9 protein-coding genes and 1 tRNA gene are annotated in these 17545 nt (G+C 58.8%); 5 read left to right on the plus strand and 5 right to left on the minus strand.

The features are described 5' to 3' along the window. Positions 1–14: 14 nt before the first annotated feature. Positions 15–281 (minus strand): hypothetical protein, encoded by a 267-nt coding sequence (locus H6650_19290; protein MCB8954154.1) that lies wholly within the window; start codon positions 279–281, stop codon positions 15–17. Positions 282–454: 173 nt separating this feature from the next. On the opposite strand from H6650_19290, the gene H6650_19295 reads away from it, so the two are divergent. Beyond that, positions 455–811 carry an inorganic diphosphatase gene (locus tag H6650_19295; GenBank protein ID MCB8954155.1) on the plus strand — a complete coding sequence of 119 codons (357 nt, stop codon included), beginning with the start codon at positions 455–457 and terminating at the stop codon, positions 809–811. Positions 812–866: 55 nt separating this feature from the next. Then, positions 867–939 (plus strand) — tRNA-Thr (locus H6650_19300). Between the two features lie 316 nt (positions 940–1255). Here H6650_19300 and H6650_19305 read toward each other — a convergent pair. After that, positions 1256–3160 (minus strand): PQQ-binding-like beta-propeller repeat protein, encoded by a 1905-nt coding sequence (locus H6650_19305; protein ID MCB8954156.1) that lies wholly within the window; start codon positions 3158–3160, stop codon positions 1256–1258. 880 nt (positions 3161–4040) lie between these two features. Between H6650_19305 and H6650_19310 the strand changes: the two genes are divergently transcribed. Continuing rightward, a complete protein-coding gene (locus tag H6650_19310) occupies positions 4041–5042 on the plus strand; it encodes a phosphotransferase (GenBank protein MCB8954157.1) in 1002 nt (333 codons plus the stop codon). A gap of 137 nt (positions 5043–5179) precedes the next feature. Further along, positions 5180–5815: an MBL fold metallo-hydrolase gene (locus H6650_19315; GenBank protein MCB8954158.1), complete on the plus strand. Its 636-nt coding sequence runs from the start codon at positions 5180–5182 to the stop codon at positions 5813–5815. Positions 5816–5939: 124 nt separating this feature from the next. Here the strand turns inward: H6650_19315 and H6650_19320 are convergent, their stop codons facing one another. From H6650_19320 to H6650_19330, 3 genes are all read right to left on the minus strand, one after another. Further along, positions 5940–7250, minus strand: coding sequence for a LysM peptidoglycan-binding domain-containing protein (locus H6650_19320; GenBank protein ID MCB8954159.1), 1311 nt, complete (start codon positions 7248–7250; stop codon positions 5940–5942). A gap of 286 nt (positions 7251–7536) precedes the next feature. After that, complete coding sequence (locus H6650_19325) at positions 7537–13278, minus strand: DUF11 domain-containing protein (protein ID MCB8954160.1); 5742 nt, start codon at positions 13276–13278, stop codon at positions 7537–7539. 154 nt (positions 13279–13432) lie between these two features. Further along, positions 13433–15616, minus strand: a complete 2184-nt coding sequence (locus tag H6650_19330; protein ID MCB8954161.1) for a lamin tail domain-containing protein — start codon at positions 15614–15616, stop codon at positions 13433–13435. A gap of 531 nt (positions 15617–16147) precedes the next feature. Here H6650_19330 and H6650_19335 point away from each other — a divergent pair. Continuing rightward, positions 16148–17329, plus strand: coding sequence for a S1 RNA-binding domain-containing protein (locus tag H6650_19335; GenBank protein ID MCB8954162.1), 1182 nt, complete (start codon positions 16148–16150; stop codon positions 17327–17329). Positions 17330–17545: the final 216 nt, after the last annotated feature.

Genomic DNA, 17545 nt, shown 5'->3' on the forward strand with positions numbered 1-17545 from the left:
AAGTAGGGCGGGTTTTACTGTGGGCGTTTGAACACGCAGAGATAGGTGTTGGTCCATCTCTTCAGGCCCCCACCTTCGTGCATGAGGACGTCTTCGTTGCGTCCGACGAAGGCGGGCTGCATGTGGACCAGCTCCCATCCTTTGCCGCCCAATTCGTTGAGCTGCGGGATCATTGCTTTAGGACTGTAGCGAGGGAGATCTTCCGCCATCGTGAGGGAGCGGTTTTCGGGTAAGGAAATGTCGGCTTCCAAGAAACAGGTCAAGTATTCCCATCGTTCCATTTGTCGAATCCTCCCGCATTATGAGTGATTGCTTGTGTGTTGTTGGCGCTCTATACTACTGCAAGAATGCTTTTCAGCCTAGCCAGGCGGAGGTAATCGCGGCCGAATGCTCTGGATGAGTGTGAAGGGGTTCTCTGAATGAGTCGGGCAGCAGGAAAGATAAGGGCGAGCTGATGGCGTTGGAAGCGGTTGTCTGGCTAGGGCGGCGGGTGCGGGTGGTGATAGACCGGCCCATGGGTTCCCGCCATCCGCGTTATGGGTTTGCCTACCCGGTTAATTACGGTTATGTGCCGGGAACGATGAGTGGAGATGGGGAGGAACTGGATGCTTATGTGCTGGGTGTGGCGGGGCCGGTGATGGTGTTTGAGGGGGAGTGTGTTGCTGTTATTCATCGTCTGGATGACGATGATGACAAGTTGGTGGTTGTACCTGCCGGCATTTCTCTTAACGAGGAGCAGATTCGTGCTATGACGATGTTTCAGGAGCGGTTTTTTACGTCGGTGGTGATGATGGTTGATGCCGGCAAGTGAGACACGCCAAAATGGTTGCAAACCCTCTCCCAGCTTGCTATAATTTCCTAACTACGCCACCCTAGCTCAATCGGCAGAGCATACGCTTCGTAAGCGTGAGGTTAAGAGTTCAAGTCTCTTGGGTGGCTCTTGATTTCTGTAACAGCAATTGCCTGGTTCCGTTACTTTCCTTCCCCCCTGCCTAACGGTCACCGACCAGGCGGAGCCTGGGGTTCGTGCATAATTAACTTCGGACTATCCGACAAGCAAGAACCCCTCCCCCCCATTCGTCATATCCAAATCTTAAATACGGATTCGTCCGCCCCAAGTAATCGTCCAAAATCAACTTGTTGAGATTGGTCCAATCCTCAAGATTGGACCAATCCTAGAAACGGGACGTTGTTTTTAGACGATCACGAAGTGCATACGCATTGGGGCTTTAGAGAAGGGTCTCTCCGTCTCGTCTTAGGGTTGAAACGTGACATTAACTGTTACATAATCAAGGAAAAAGTCACGATTCGTATCACCGGCCACGTCAATGACCCTTAAACGGAAGTTGCCGTTGTTGAAGTCGCTGGCGTTCCATGTACGGCCCCACGTGGTCAATACGCTACCCAGGGTGTAAGTGGTCTCCGTTGTACCCAGATTTGCCGTGGCCTTTGCTGTCGTCCACGATGTGCCGCCATCCCACGAGAGTTGCACACAAATCTTCGGAGAGCCACCCGTGGCGTCAACGCGCGCACCGAGGCGCACTTGAATACCCTGAATGATGGCGGATGCCGGCATATTGAGATTGTAGTTGTAGTAGAGGTGCTTATCCTTCCCGCTATCTGTACACGAGATATTCGTGTTCGTGCCGCTATCAGTATCCACAGCAACCGACAAGAGCGAGTCATTGGTGTAAGCATTCACGGGACTGGTCTGGTAACCGTCGTTGTCACCGGCACCAGATGTCTGTGCGGTATTTGCGGAAGGGGAGAGGAAACCAGTGTTTGCGGGGGGTGCTGGCGTACTGGTTGGACCCGGAGGCGGCGTCGGCGTGCTCATGCCACTCGAAGGCCGCCAGCACGTGATCAGTGCGTCGTAACCGCCGGTGGCACACACATCACCGTTGGGAAGAGATGTGACCCAGACCGTGGACAGTTGGGCAAAGGCATCCCATAACAAGGTTCCGTTTGAACTGTAACCAACTGTGACGCCGGGGATAAATCCCCCTGGAAGATTTGGACCACCTGGCCCCGTAACGACGGCGGTGCCATCCGCAAGCACCAAAACACCGGTGGGGACCTCATCTGTGTTCAATCCGCCATCCCGAACGGCCTCCCATCTAACCACCCCGGTAGTTTCAAAAGAGACTGTGTACCAGTCGAGGAATCCACGGTTCGCCTGACCAGTTACGACCAGGCTCCCGTCAGGCGCTATGTCCATTCGGAGACCTGCGGCACCGGTGGCGTCGGTCGGTTTCTTATCTGTGCGCCATAACCGCGCTCCGGTTGCCCGGTCATAGGCAACCACTGTTAGAAAGCTGTTGATTCCGACGTTGCCCTGGCCGGTCACGTACACGTGGCTATCATCCACCACCACGTCTTTGGCGGCAACACCTTCTGCTGCCGTTACCAACCACGCACGGACACCTGTAGTAGCGTTAAACGCAGCGGTGATCCACGTAGCCCCGCCGGCAATATCTCCCGTGAGCATGACATCAGCTCCGTCCGGGCTTAATGCCAGCGACGTGGCATAGTCGTTGGCGAAAAAGCCTGTTGAGATCACTTGAGACCAGAGCAAGTTACCAGAGGGATCGTACTTGTGCAACTGGATGTCCTGACCGTCGCCCACCGAGCTAAACGCCAGATAGACGTTTCCCCCGGCATCAACCTCCAACCGGGCTACCGAGGGCAGGGTGCGAGCAAGGTCAACCTGCCACAGGAGTGTGCCATCGGACGCATAACGGACCATCGTGATGGCAATCGATTGGCCTCCAGCAGTGAGGTTGTGTCCGACGGCTACGAAATCTCCATTTGGTGCAGCGACCACCCAATCGCCCGCAAACGTTCCTGTCGCCGGGGTGACTGCACTCCGCCAGCGAAAGGAACCAGACGCCGTATATGAGGTAACGGCCAGATCGCGCGCAAGTGACGGTCCTGACACGACAGCAACATTGCCCGACGCATCAGAGGCGATCCGCGCCGCCTGACCTGCGCCCGTGTTGCCTGGATCAAGTCCCCCCGCAGTCCACAGCACAGGGAGTGTGGGTACTGAGAAAACCGGCTTGGCTATGAATGCTTGCATTGATAAAGAAATGATGCCGGCAGCCAATATCAGGCCGCATACCATCATGTACTTCAGTGAAGATTCCATGGTTCTCTTCATCGCTTTCTATTCCTTCTTGAGGGTTTTTTTCTCAGTTGTTACATCCGCCCGGATTCGGTCGGTTGTCACTTGGTGAGATTCTTGGTCAGAACGTTGTTTGCCGGCAATCGTAACCTTTTCGAGACTATTCACGACCATCTTCCCGGAAGCTGTTTTGATGCCAAACGATTTGAATGATGAGGCGTTTTGGCTTGACATTGAGCTTCCGGGAAGATCTCCAGGCTGAATAAATATGCCTGTTCTTTCAAGGTACGGCCAGCCCGCTCTGATGTTAGCTAGAACTTGTGCTGGTTCGTCGTAACTGGCAGCAAGAACGCCCCCACGGTGTAGGGGCGTGTACCTCTCTAAATCGAGGGGGGTAGCCGGCAAGCGCCCCCCTGAGAAAGTCCGACAAACTGGGGCAAGTTTGGCGCAAAAGGCCAACGCTCTTTGGCATCTTCGGTCAAACGAACCCGTATGGAAACGGTTTCACCACCCCAATAAACTATGTGCCGCTATAAACCTTCTTTATAGCTGGGTTCTGTTGGTGATTTTTCGGAAAGACCCCGGCTTAAGCCTTGACTGCGGCACTCGTCAAAATCCATTTGACGGATGGCTCAGTCAACCCAATATGTATTATACTACGACATGCTGGATAAAGATATGCTGGATAAACACACACTTGTGTGCATAGGGCGCATCCGTTAATAGATTTGGAAATGACGGATACGTCATGGTGATGATGGGCATCGGTTGCCGGAGTTGTTGTTTGACTATCTGCGACGTGAGCAATTTGGCCTGCTTGAAAAGACCATCCTGCGGGAGAACCTGTATTAGCGACAGGATGCACAGTGGCGATGCACGAGTCGGCAGCAGTTGAGGAAACAAATCAGGAGGTATTTTGGAAATCAGAATCAAAGAACGTTTTAACGACGATATTTTGCGTCAGGTGATGCAACGATATGACATTGCGCCTGGCGATATTACCTTGCTCGATGGGTTTGAGAGCTTCATGTACGCTTTCACGCGCCAGGATGACGACTTTGTGTTGCGAATTGGGCACAGTTTCCGCCGTAGCCAGGCCATGATCCAGGGGGAAGTGGATTGGCTGCACTATCTGGCTGCGGGCGGCGCTGCCGTGGCCGGTCCGGTGTTGTCGCCGGAGGGCAGGTTGGTAGAAGTCGTGGATGATGGTCGGGGGGCGCAATTTCTGGCGACGGCGTTCCACAAAGCGCCCGGTCGCTCGCCGCGCGCCGCTGATTGGACGCCGGAGATGATGGCGACTTATGGGCAGCTTTTGGGGCGGATGCACGCGCTGAGTCAGCGGTATGAGCCACCCGATTCAGGCGGATGGCGACCACACTGGGATGACGAGATGATGTCTGAGGTGGCGCGGCTGCTGCCACCGACGGAGGAAGCGGCGCTGGCGCGGTATGAGGCGTTGATGCGCCATTTGCGCGCCTTGCCCCGGGATGAGGTGTCGTATGGGTTGGTGCATCAGGATGCGCATGCCGGCAATTTCTTCATCACCGACTCCGGACAAATCACCCTCTTTGACTTCGACGACTGCGTTTATAGCTGGTATGCCAACGACATTGCCATCGTCCTCTTTTATGCCGGCACCGGCGTCCCCGATCCCGCCGCCTTCACCGCCCACTTTATGCCCCACTTCCTGCGTGGCTACCGGCGCGAAAACCGGCTGCACCCCGACTGGCTGGCGCAGTTTCCCCATTTCCTCAAATTGCGCGAATTGGAACTGTACGCCGTCATCCACCGCAGCTACGACGTGGACAATATCACCAACGCCTGGGTCGCCGCCTTCATGCGCGGGCGCAAACAGCGTATTGTTGATAACATACCCTACATCCTGTTCGATTTTACCAGTCTGGCTGCGTATTTATGATGGCTCCTGCCCATGGCTCGAGACAGGAATAGCCATCGGCTCCCTGATTTGAGCATGTTTGGGACCAACGCCTCCGACCACTATTCACTGACCACTATCCACTGACCACTATCCACTGATTCAGCTACAATTACCCCATGACAATCACTACCCTTCAACTTCCACTTGGTCCCCTGCAAACAAACTGCTACATCCTCGGCTGCCAGGCCACCCGTCACGCCGCCGTCATTGACCCCTCCTGGGACGGACGCGCCATCAAGCAGAAGCTCGACGACGAAGGCTTGCAGCTCACCCACATCCTGCTCACCCACACCCATTTTGACCACGTCGGCGGGCTGGCCGAATTGAAAACCCTCACCGGCGCGCCCATTTACGTCCACCCGCAAGCCGTCTCCATGCTGGCGCAGGGCGCAGACATGGCTCGCCTCTGGGACATCCCCATGGAACAGCCGCCGCCTGCCGACGAACTCCTGCAAGAAGGGCAGCAGCTCAAGATCGGAAAAATCGCGCTGCGCGTTTGGGAAACGCCCGGCCACGCGCCCGGCCACGTCAGCTTCTACGCGCCCGACTACCACCTGCTGTTTGATGGCGATGTGCTGTTCCAGCAAGGCATTGGCCGCACCGACTTCCCCGGCGGCAGTTATCCGGTTCTAATGCGCGTCATCCGCGAACGGTTCATGGTCCTCCCCGACGAAACCCGCGTCCTCAGCGGCCACGGCCCCGTCACCACCATCGGCGACGAACGGCTCCGCAATCCATTCCTCCAGGAGTGAGATGGCGACGCCACAAATGGCCCTGAACCATTCGACAACTCCCCCATTCACCCATTAACTGTAACTGCCAGGCCAGATTGGACCAATTTTCTCTGGTGGAATTGGTCCAATCTCGCAGTTACCATTAGCTATTGCTCCCCGTCGGCATCGCCGTCGCTTCTGGCGTTGGCGTCGCCGTCGGCGTTGGGGTGGGGATGGCGCCCATCCAGGTGAAGTAGCCATCATTGCTGGCCGCGCCGCCGTAGGTGAAGATAAAGCCGCCATCGTCGCGCCGTCCCGTGACCTGCACGATGCTCACGCGCCAGCGGATCAACCGCTCGGCGGGAACCTCGGGCCGCCAGGAGGAGGGAATTTGCAGGGAGGTTTGTCGTGTAAAGGCGCGGTGGGGGTGGCTATCCACGGCGTTCAAGTCCAGCATTTCCACCATGTACCACTCCGATTCCTCCAGATTTTTCACCGCAACCCACTGCAAGACGACGAGACTGTCCGGCGGCGTCACGACGGCGTTTTGCGGCGGGTAGAGCAGGTGCGGGCCGCCGGGGAGCGCCGTCGGGCCGGGCGTGGGAGAGGGACCGGGTGTTTCTACCAGTTCCGCTTGCGTATAGCTGATGGCCGGAATGCAGACGGTGTCCCCGGGGCGAATTAGCGACTGTACGTCTAGCCGATTGACGGCCAGCAGGGCGTCCAGCGGGACGCTGTACTTCACGGCCACGGCCACCATCGTGTCGTTCCCTTTGATTTCGTACCGTTCACAGTTGGTGGGGTCCGCCAGCACGGTATCCGCGCCCACCTGCACGAGCAAGGCCTCCAGCGGCGGCGTGGGTGTGGGCCAGGGGATGGCTAGCTGCTGTTCGGCGCGAATAAGTGGGTTGTCCGGCGACAGGTTGTTTAATAGGGCGATGCTGTCAATAGACACCTGATAGCGAAATGACAGAGAAAACAGGGTGTCGCCGGGCGCGACTGTGACCAGGATCGGCGGCTGTGGCGTTTCCGTGGGTTGGGGCGTGGGCGTGATGGTTGGCGGCTGCGTGGGGGCGGCGGTCTCGCTGGGCAGGGGGGTCCAGGTGGGGGTGTAGGTGATTGTGGGGGGAATTGGCGTGGCCGTGGGCACGAGGGCCAGCATGACGGGGGTGGGGTTTTGTAGCACAATGGCCGCCAGGCCAATGGTGATGGCCGTGATGACGGCGGTTATGAGCAGGGTGAGGCGGGATTGGCGCTCACGCATCTGGCTTTCGACGATGGGTGGGAGGGGCGTGGCGGTGGGAGGGGGAGAGAGGGGGGTGTTGGATGCCGGCATTTCTCCCACCGCAGCGAATAGATCAGGAGGAATAGCCGCGCCGCACATACGGCAGACCGTGTCGCCTGGCTGTATCTGGCTGTCGCATTGGGGACAGCGGTATGCTGCTTCGCTTATTTCTGGGGAGAGTTCGCTCATGTTTCACTGCAAGATGTCTGGCGTGATAACCGCACCAGGGCACAAAAAAAGGCACGTTTCCGCCGCGCCGCCGCTTCGCATTATATCAGACTTGCGGATCAGGCCAAACCGCCACCAGCATCACCGTTGCCAATCTCAGCCCTGGCTCAGGTGACCTCCCGGAGATGAAAAAAGCCGCGATCCCGGAGGATCACGGCTTCTTTCGTCATCAGGCTGATTGACTCAGGCGCGGCGCGTATTCAGGTTATACGCCCATGCGCCCCGCCTGTGTCGTCCGCACAAGGTTTTATGGTTTTCCGGCCATGATGGGCAGGAACAACTGGAAGAATGTCTGTGGACCAACGGTGAGGGAGACGGAGGCGGAACCACTGCCGGAGCTATGCGTGTAGCTGGCAGTGTTCGTGATAGTCATGTCCCAGGTGTTGTCGGCCACTTCGGCGGTGAAGCGGATGATGACGAGGTCGTTAGATGCCGGCACAATCACGGTCTCCATGATATCGCCGCAAATCAACCCCTCTGGAATGAGGTCCGTCACCAGCACATCCTCCGCATCCGCGTAACCCGTATTGCTCAAGATGATCGTGAATGTCACCACATCCCCCGGCTGCACCGGGTCGTTTGGCAGTTCCACAAACTTGGCAATATGCAGTTCTGGCTCGCCAGGAATCGAGAACCGTCCCAACACCTGGTCGTGGTCCGTCACCCGGCTGTCCGCCGGGTACTCCGCGTTCGTGTGCACGATGTCCACGAATGTGAGCGCGTCGTACAGGCCGGGCGAGGCCAGCACATGGTCCAACACCTGCCCGTTGCTGTCGTAGACGTAGGTATACCGCTCCGCCTGTGGCAGATCGCTCACCAGGTTGTGCAGCACCACGTCGCCATCCGACGCCCCGCGCAGCACGTCCAGCGTCTCCGAGAAGTCGAAGTCATTCAAGTCGCCTACGACGGCTACGCGCGCCGTTGTTTCCAGCGCCAGGATGTCGTCCACGAAGGCGTTGACCACCGTCGCTTGCGCATGCCGCTGCACTTCCGAGGCGCGTTCCGGCGGCTGCACGCGCCCAAACAGCGGCTGGTCGCCACCCTTGGAGTTGAAGTGGTTGACGATGACGATGACGGTTTCCCCGTTGAAGAGGAATTCGCCCGCCAATGGCTTGCGGCTGTCGTCGAAAGCGGCGTTGGTGGGGTCAATGCGTCCGGGGCTGTAGGTCAGTTCAGGTCCGTTGTCGCCGGCAACCACGTCGGTGGCGGTGTTGGCGTCGCCGCCGGGCCGGTCCACGAAGGAGACGCGCGCCGGATTGAAAAGGAAGCCGACGCGGATGTTGCCGCCCGGCTGCCCGCCGTCCATGTTGTCTTCGGGCGCGATGTCGCGGAAGTCGTAGGTGGGGCCGCCGGCGGCAGCGATGGCGTCAATCAACGCCTGGTAGGTGTCGCTGGCGTCCACCGTGCCATCATTTGTGGCGCCGTTGTTGTCTTGCACCTCCTGCAGGCCGATGATGTCCGGTGAGAGCATGTGGTTGACGATGCGGTCTGCCAGGCCGTCGAACTTGGTCGCAGCATCACCAGGATCGAGGTTTTCCACGTTCATGGTGGCGATGGTCAGTTCGTCGTCCGCGCCGGGGGTGGTCGTTTCCAGGTCGAGCGTACCGGTGGTTGCCGGCAGTGGTTCGAAGTTGAGCAGCTTGAAGTTGCCAAAGCTGTAGCTCATTACGCCGATCACGGGGGTGGTGAACGATTGTCCCACGGAGACTTGTGGCGGGTCAGGCGTGAGCGCGTCGTCAATGAGGATGCGTTCGGGGTTGAAGTCATCAGCCTGGATGGCGATGCCGCCGCGATTGGTGAGGCCGGACGCATACGCGCCATCATTGCTGACGACGCCGATTTCGCCGAAGCCGGAGGTGGCGCCGACGATGAGGGCGTTGTTGACCTGGACGAGCATCCCTTCCAGGCTTTCGTAGAAGTCCAGGCCGTCCTCATCGGGGTCGAAGACGGTTCCTTCTTCGACGTAGCCATTGGTGTCGTTGTCGATGATCATGTCCGGCGGGATGCGCCCACCGCTGCCAATGATGGTCTCCAGCGGCAGGGGGTTGCCGGAGGAGTCCACGGTGACATTCGTAGCGTCGAGTTCCGTGGTGGGGAGATTGCCGGCACTGATCCCGCCGGGATAGTACTCATTGACCGTGCCATCAACCGTCACTGCGTCGCCGACCTGAACGCCCGGCGCGCTGCCTGTGTAGACGTAGATGGCTTCCGATGTGGCCGGATCGCTGTCGGCGCTGCCCTGGGCTTCTTGCAAGTAGAAGCCGTTGTTGTCCACCACGGTGACGATGCCGTCAATGCCCGTGACCATGATGCCGTTGAACGGGGAGACGTGGCCGGCTCCCTGAATGTCGTGGATGTTCAGTTCGCCGCCGATCAGTGTGACGACGGGTGCGCCGCTGGTTGCCGTGATGAAATTGCCGGCACTCACCGCGTACTGATCATTTGTGACAGTGCCCACGCCTTCCGTTGCCGTCACGGCAAAACTGACGCTGACGCTGCTGTAGGTGGGCAACGTGCCCAGGTTCCAGGTGACGAGACTGCCATCATAGCTGCCGGCATCATTCGCGTAGGCGAACGCGACGTTTGCCGGCACGATATCCGTAATCACCGCATCCGTCAAGTCGTATCCCAGCCCGTTGTCCACCGTAATCGTATAGGTGAACAGCGTGCCCGGAGCCACCAGCACCGGCGCCGCTTTGCTGATTTCCGGCGCCGCCGCTTGCAGACCCACGTCTGCGTCGCTACGTGGCTCCAGCTTGTAGTTGCCGAAGCTATAGTAGCCGATGCCGCGAATGAACCCGTAGTGGTCACCGTTTTGCGGCAGATACGTCAGGTTGCCGTCGTTGCCGCCCAGATCGTCGGCGCGGGCCACGCCGCTGCCGTCATCAAAGTGCCACTCGCCAAAGCCCAGGTCATCATCCGTGACCGTGGCGTCGTGGAACGCAATCAAAACGCCTTCCCACTGTTCCGAAATGGCCGCGTCCACGTCATCGAATGCCGCCGTACTCAGCATTTCTGCGTCCAGCGGAGAAACCGCGCCCAGCACGTCCACGGCCCACGGCGTAGTCCCCAGGTTCAACTCCGTCAGGCCATTGTATTCGGAGACGGTCCCCAGGACGCGCACCACGGTTCCTTCAGGAGCCACCAGGCCCCCGAAGCCGCCGCTGCGGAAGACGGGCACGCCACTCCAGGGACCGCCCGCCGCATCCTGCATGACAAAGAGGCGGGAGGGGTTGTCCACTTCGCCCGGCGCTGCCGTGACGACGCCCTCTACCAACACGAGTTGCCCGTTGTAGGGGGAAGCATCGTCGGCGGCGGGGTCATCCACCATCTGGATGTCGTAAATGGTGACGGCGGCGGCTACGTAGGTGGCCGCGCTGTCGCTATTGTTGGCCGGATTGTCTCCGGCCAGGTCCGTGCTGACGCTGGCCTGATTGGTGAGTACCGCGCCATTGGCCTGGGTGATGTCCAGGGTGGCGGTGAGTTGGAAGGTGGTGGTGGTGATGGCGGGTAGGTCGGGTAGGGACCAGACGTAGACGCCGGGGGCGGGATTGGTGGGAACCACGCCGCTGTTATCGCTGACGTAGCTGACGTCGGTGGGGAGGGTGTCCGTGAGGACGACGGTGGTGGCTGCCATGTCCGCGTCGTTCGCCAGCGTGAGGTCATAGACCAGCACGCTGCCCGGCGCGGACCCCACGGCCTGCGGACCGGTCTTAATCAGGGCCAGGTCGCCGCCGATGGGGCAGTTGTTCGCGCCGCCGGGTGTGGGGAGGGCCTGGATATATGTGTTCGTATTCCGTTGACCGCCGGCGCCATTGGGGCAGCGTTGATTGGCGTCGTTGTCCTTGTCTCCGGCCCCGTTTTCGTTGACTTGTGGCTGCCCCGGATTGAGCAGCGTGAGCAGGCCGGGATCGTCGGCATCGTCGGTGTCGTAGACAATGGCGTCTACCAGGTTGGTTGTGGTCACGGGCGTGCCGTTGGGGAAGTCGGTGGCGTCGCCAAGGTAAAGCGCCGCTGCGTCTTGTCCGTTTTGCAGCCAGAAGGTTTGGGTGACGGTGATGTCGGCGTCAATAATGCCGCTGCCGCCGATGACGAAGTAGCCATCCGCATCCGTCGTATAACCATCCAGGTCGAAAACGGGCGAGTATGAGGTGTCGTTGCTGCCGTTGTAGAGGACGACGACGAGGCCATCCAGCGGGGTGTTGCCCTGGCCACCGTCGTACAGTTCGATGAATTCTGTTGTTTCGTCGCCGGCCATGTCCGCGTCTAGTTCATTGATAACCAGATTGGGGAGTAGGGCGATGTCTGTGTCGCTACGTGGTTCAAGTTTGTAGTTGCCGAAGCTGTAGTAGCCGATGCCGCGCAGGTAGGCGTAGGTGTCGCCGTTTTGCGGCGTGTAGGTCAGGTTGCCGTCGTTGCCGCCCAGATCGTCGGCGCGGGCCACGCCGCTGCCATCGTCGAAATGCCATTCGCCATTGCCCAGGTCATCGTCGGTGACGGTGGCCTGGTTGAATTCGACGAGGACGCCTTCCCACTGTTCGGCAACAGTTGGATTGTTGTCGAGGAAGTCGCCGGTGGTCAAGATTGCCGGTTCTGGCGCGGGAACGGTGTCCAGTACTTCTACTGACCAGGGATCGTTGCTCAAGTTGAGTTCGGTGAGGCCGAAGTATTCGGAGACGGTTCCTATGACGCGCACGTGTGTGCCTTCGGGGGCCACGAGGCCGCCGAAACTGCTGCTCCGGAATACGGGGACGCCGCTCCAGGGGCCGCCTGCGGCGTCTTGCATGACGAAGAGGCGGGAGGGGTTGTCGATTTCGCCGGGGGCGGCGGTGACGACGCCTTCGACGATGACGATTTGTCCGTTGTAGGGGGAAGCGTCGTCCGCTGCCGGGTCGGCTACGGTTTGGATGTCGTAGATGGTGACGGCGGCGGCTGCGTAGGTGTCGGCGCTGTCGCTGTTGTTGCCGGCATCGTCGCCGACCAGGCTGGTGCTGACGTTGGCTTGATTGGTGAGTATGGCACCATTGGCCTGGGTGATGTCCAGGGTGGCGGTGAGTTGGAAGGTGGTGGTGGTGATGGCGGGCAGGTCGGGTAGGGACCAGACGTAGACGCCGGGGGCGGGATTGGTGGGAACCACGCCGCTGTTATCGCTGACGTAGCTGACGGATGCCGGCAATGTATCCGTCAAAACGAGCGCGGAAGCAGATGTGCCCGCCTCGTTGATCAACGTGATGTCATAGACCAGCAGGCTGCCGGGGGTGGATTCCACGGCCACGGGGCCTGTTTTCACCAGGGCGAGGTCGCCGGAGACGGGGCAGTTGTTGGCGCTGCCTGGGGTGGGCGTGGCCTGGATGTAGGCGTAGGTGTTGCGCGCACCGCCGCCGCCATCGGGGCAGCGTTGGCTGGCGTCGAATATGCCGTTGCCCGCGCCATTTTCGTTGACTTGTGGCTGCCCCGGATTGAGCAGCGTGAGCAGGCCGGGGTCGTCGGCATCGTCGGTGTCGTAGACGAGGGCGTCAATGAGGTTGGTGGTGGTGATGGGCGTGCCGGCGGGGAAGTCGGCGGCGTCTCCGTAGTAGAGTGCGGTGGCGTCTGCTCCGTTTTGCAGCCAGGAAGTGCCGGCATAATAGAGATCAGCCTCAGGTACACTGCCAATGACAAAATAGCCATCAGCATCGGTGGCGTAGCCGTCCAAATCAAAGATGGGCGTGTATGCCGTATCGCTGGACCCGTTAAACAAGACGAGGACGAGTCCATCCAGCGGTGTGCTGCCACTGCCGCCGTCGTACAGTTCTATAAACTCGGCGGCGTCGGTTCCGTCCTGGTCGGCATCCAGTTCGTTAATGAGGACGGGGATGCCTTGAGAGACGGCCGGTTGCGCGGCGCTGGTTTTGAAGGTCAGGGCCGTGGATAGGCCCAGGAGCAGCAGGACGCCCAGGAAGAGAGCGAAGCTGCCGCGCCACAGTGATCGTGTGCGAATGCTATTCATGTTGCCTCCTTTGCATACGTGAATTGTTGGATGCGCGAATTGTAGCTGCCCGCCATTCGGAAAAGGGAAGTGCGCGGATTGATGGTCCGGCGCCGTTCAAGAAAGAAAAAGCCTGGTTCCGTCAATCGAAACCAGGCTTTTTCCAGATCAAGCCCTACGGTTCCAGGCCAAGTGGCTCAATGACCGGGCTGTTGGTGAACTGGAGGTGGAGCGCGTCAATGTTGCCTACGAGACCGCTGCCGGCGCCGTTCCAGAAGAAGACGATGTTTTGGCAGGAGGTGTTGGTTCCGAGCGAGCCGGGCACGCAGTAGATGATGTCGTCTCCGCCTACTACCGGGCCGGTTTGTCCCAGCGGGCTGAGGTAAATGTAGGTGTTGGCGGGGTTCACCCAGGCGGCGGAGATGTCCTGGTTGGGGCTTTGGTCATAGCCGACGTCGGAGCCGTCGAAGTAAAGCTGCCAGGAGCCGCTGGTATTTTGGCCGAACTGGGTGGGGATAAAGGCGATCAGGTCTTCATCTTCACCCGTGAGGCCGCCGGTGACGGTGAAGGCATCGCTGGTGCTCATGAGCAGAACGCCGGAGGGTGCCACGCTGAGGGCGTCCACGTTTTCGCCGGCGGTATCCAGCCCGACGTCGGAGCCGTCAAAGATGAAGATGAAATTGCCGGCCGTATTGCTGCCCAAAGAGGTGGGGATGAACATGACGAGGTCGGCGTTGGCGACTGGGCCGATGTTGGGGACGTTGGTCGTCGCCGCGAAGCTCATGATCAGGCGACCACTGGGGAGGAAGAGCAGGGCATCAATATCCACCGTGTTCGCCAGCCCCACATCGGAGCCATCAAACAGCATGGCCCAGAAGCCGCCTGCCTGGTCATAGAGAATGACGTCTTCCGTGCCATAGGTGAGCTGGCCGACCGTACCGGCGCTGTCGGCGCTGAGGTAAATACGTGCCGTCGAGGGGGCAGGCGTAGCCGTGGGGGTGGGCGTGGGGGTGTTGGTCGCCGTCGCGGTGGGCGTGGGGGTGGCCGAGCCGTCGCAGTTGGTGTCGTTGGCGGTGTTCGCTTCACCCGGCGTGATGCAGCGTGGCGAAAGGTCTACGTTGTTCTGGTGTGTGTCCACGCCATCGGGATAGCGGGAGATGCCCAACTGGACGATGGCGGAGTTGTCTTCCAGGCCGATGCCTGACCCTTCCGTATAGGGAGCGGCGGTATCGCCTTCGTAGCTGACGGCATCGAAGACCTGATTGTTAATTGTCCAGCGGATGGCAACGGCGTCGGGCGCGCCATTCTGGATCAGGTTGGTGTCCGGGGTTACGTCAAAGTCGCAGTTGGCGACCATGTTGGCGTCGGCACAAATGACGTAGTAATCCCCGGCAGCCAGGGAAACGGGGGGGAGGGCGTATGTCAGGTAGGGTAGTCCGTCGGAGCCATTCACCAGTTCCAGCGTGTACTCGGAGAGGTCGATGGCGCTGCCGCCGACGTTCTTCAGTTCCACGAATTCCGCCATGTCGGTTCCTGCCTGGTCGTAGTCGATCTCGTTAATGATCAGCGGCGAGCCGGCGACAATGGGCGTGGGGGTGGGGCCGGCGGGGGTGGCGGTGGGGGTAGGGGTGGATGTGGCGGTGGCGGTGGGGGTGGGGGTGCTGCCGTCGGATGTGGGGGTGGGGGTGGGTGTGCCGTCGCAGAACATGTTGTCGGCGGTGTTGGCCGCGCCGGGCGTGTTGCAGCGGTAGCTGAGGTCGATGTTGTTCTGGTCGCTGTCAGTGCCGTCGGGGTAGCGGGAAATGCCGGCATTGATCTCCGAACCCGTATCAATCAGACCCACGCCAGAGCCTTCGGTGTAGGGTGCGCCGGTGTCGCCTTCGTAGCTGACGGCTTCGATAACGACGGTGTCCAGGGTGATGGCAACGGCATCCGGTGCGCCATTCTGGATCAGGTTGGTGTCTGGGCTGATGTCCAGGTCACAGTTGGGGACGGTGGCGGCGTTGGCGCAGATGACATAATAATCACCGTCGGGAAGGGAGAATGCCGGCAAATCAATAGTCAGATACACACTTGGTCCCGAACCATTGACGAGTTCAACCTGGTAGGGGTCCAGGTCCAGCGCCGCGCCGCTAACATTCTTCAGTTCAATATACTCAGCCGCGTCCGTTCCCGGTTGATCATAGTCGATTTCATTGATCACCAGCACGCTGGTAGACTGAACTCCCTGAGGTGAACGAGATTCCGCGGAACGCGCCGCGGCATTAGAGGTTGACAGAATGAAAATGGTGATGACGAGAAGCAGGAAGCCAGCAATAGCCACGGCTTCTCTCGTAACAAAGATTGGTTTCACGCGCATGGAATATCCCTCCAAACTGTCCTGTGAGTTGCCAGAAAACGCCAACATTATACCACGACCGGTACACAATTGAGTGACACCAGGTGCCTCCAGTCGTGTTTGGCCTGAAAATGCTCCCTGCCTTACCACGAAAATATAGTAGTCAGAAAGCAGCAAACACGCAAACAGCGGCAAATGTTGATTAACGGAACGTAAACACCGGGTCAGTGCCGTGACTGCCAATCTCCACGGTGTCAACAAGAACTCTTGCGCCCTTAGGACTGACGATGAAATAAAGTGCGGAATTGCATCGTCAGTTTGAAGGAACGGTAAGGAAACAACTTCGTCGTCTTATCTAATTCCCGTTCCTGAGGGCGCATCCGTTAAAAAAGGCTTCGCTCGGGAATGGACGGATGCGCTGGAAGGGTTCTGATGTATTGGAAGGCCAAAAGTTCATTCCAAGCGAACCCTTAGATACATTTCTCATTGTCAAGACCTTAGAACGCAGTATAATTTGTATAGCCTACAAAAGGTGAAGAACGAAAAGAGGTTATGGATAACTTGGACGATCAAACGCAACCAGAAATGATTGACATGGGGCACCCCATGGATTTTCTCCTATCGGAAGACTTCAACCTGGGGATTCCTACCATCGGGGAAGTCCGTATCGGCACCGTTGTCGCCCACCGCAATAATGCGATCATGGTCGACATTGGGGCCAAATCGGAAGGCTTCATCAACCTGACCGATTTAGAAAAGATGGATGATGCTACCTGGGCCAAACTGGCCGTGGGCAACGAAATCCCCGTCTACGTGCTGAACCCGGAGGACAAGAATGGCAACATTATTCTTTCCTACAGCAAAGCCGTAGAGGAGCAGGATTGGGAGCACGCCCAACAACTTCACGACTCGCAGGATGCCTTTGAATGCAAAATAATTGGATTCAACAAAGGTGGCCTCCTCACGCGTGTCGGACAGGTACGTGGTTTCTTGCCCTCTTCGCAGTTGAATATAAGTCGCCAGATGCGCAATGCGGCCAGCGAAGACGCCATGCGACCCTATGTGGGCAAGACAATTCACGTCAAGGTCATTGAAGTTGATCGCAGCCGCAACCGCCTTATCTTGTCCGAGCGGGCCGCGATGAAAGAGATGCGCGCCGCCAAACGTACCCAACTCCTCGACTCAATCCAGGAAGGCCAGACCCTTATCGGGCGTGTCGTCAACCTGGCCGACTTTGGGGCCTTTGTGGACATTGGCGGCATGGAAGGTTTGGTGCACGTTTCCGAATTAAGTTGGAAACGACAGGCCCGGCCGGCCGATGTCGTCAAGGTGGGAGACGAAGTGCGCGTCTACGTTCTCAGCGTGGACCAGAAGCGGCAGCGCGTAGCTCTTAGCATGAAGCGACTGGAGCCTGATCCCTGGTCTTTAATCGAACAGCGTTATCAGGTCGGCCAACTGGTAGAGGCTACCATTACCAAGCTAACGGACTATGGCGCGTTTGCTCGTCTGGCGGACGACGATTACGATTTCGAGGGCCTTATCCATATTTCGGAAATGGCACAAGATCGCATCAAGCATCCTAACCAGGTTGTCCATCGGTCACAGGTCGTGACTGCTCGGATCATTCGCATTGCCCCCGAACAAAAACAAATAGGACTCAGCCTGAAACAGGTGGCGTCGGACAAGTACATGGATGCCGATCTGGCCTGGGGTAGTACGATTGAAGAAGAATAATCTGACGGTAGTCGGATTCTAGCTATACAGGTGCGACGCACTCTCGCAGTGTGTCGCACTGTGGGGGACTGAATAGTTACCGCGCCTGATTCCGTCAGATTCAAGGAGGCATGGCGCCGGGATTGAGGCGCATTCTCTGGCGGCGTGGGGAACCTGCTCCGCCGCTGCTCCAGCAAATTGGCGACTTCCGTTCTGCAATCAAAGAGGTGATAAACT

Source organism: Ardenticatenales bacterium, assembly GCA_020634515.1.
GTDB lineage: Bacteria > Chloroflexota > Anaerolineae > Promineifilales > Promineifilaceae > JAGVTM01.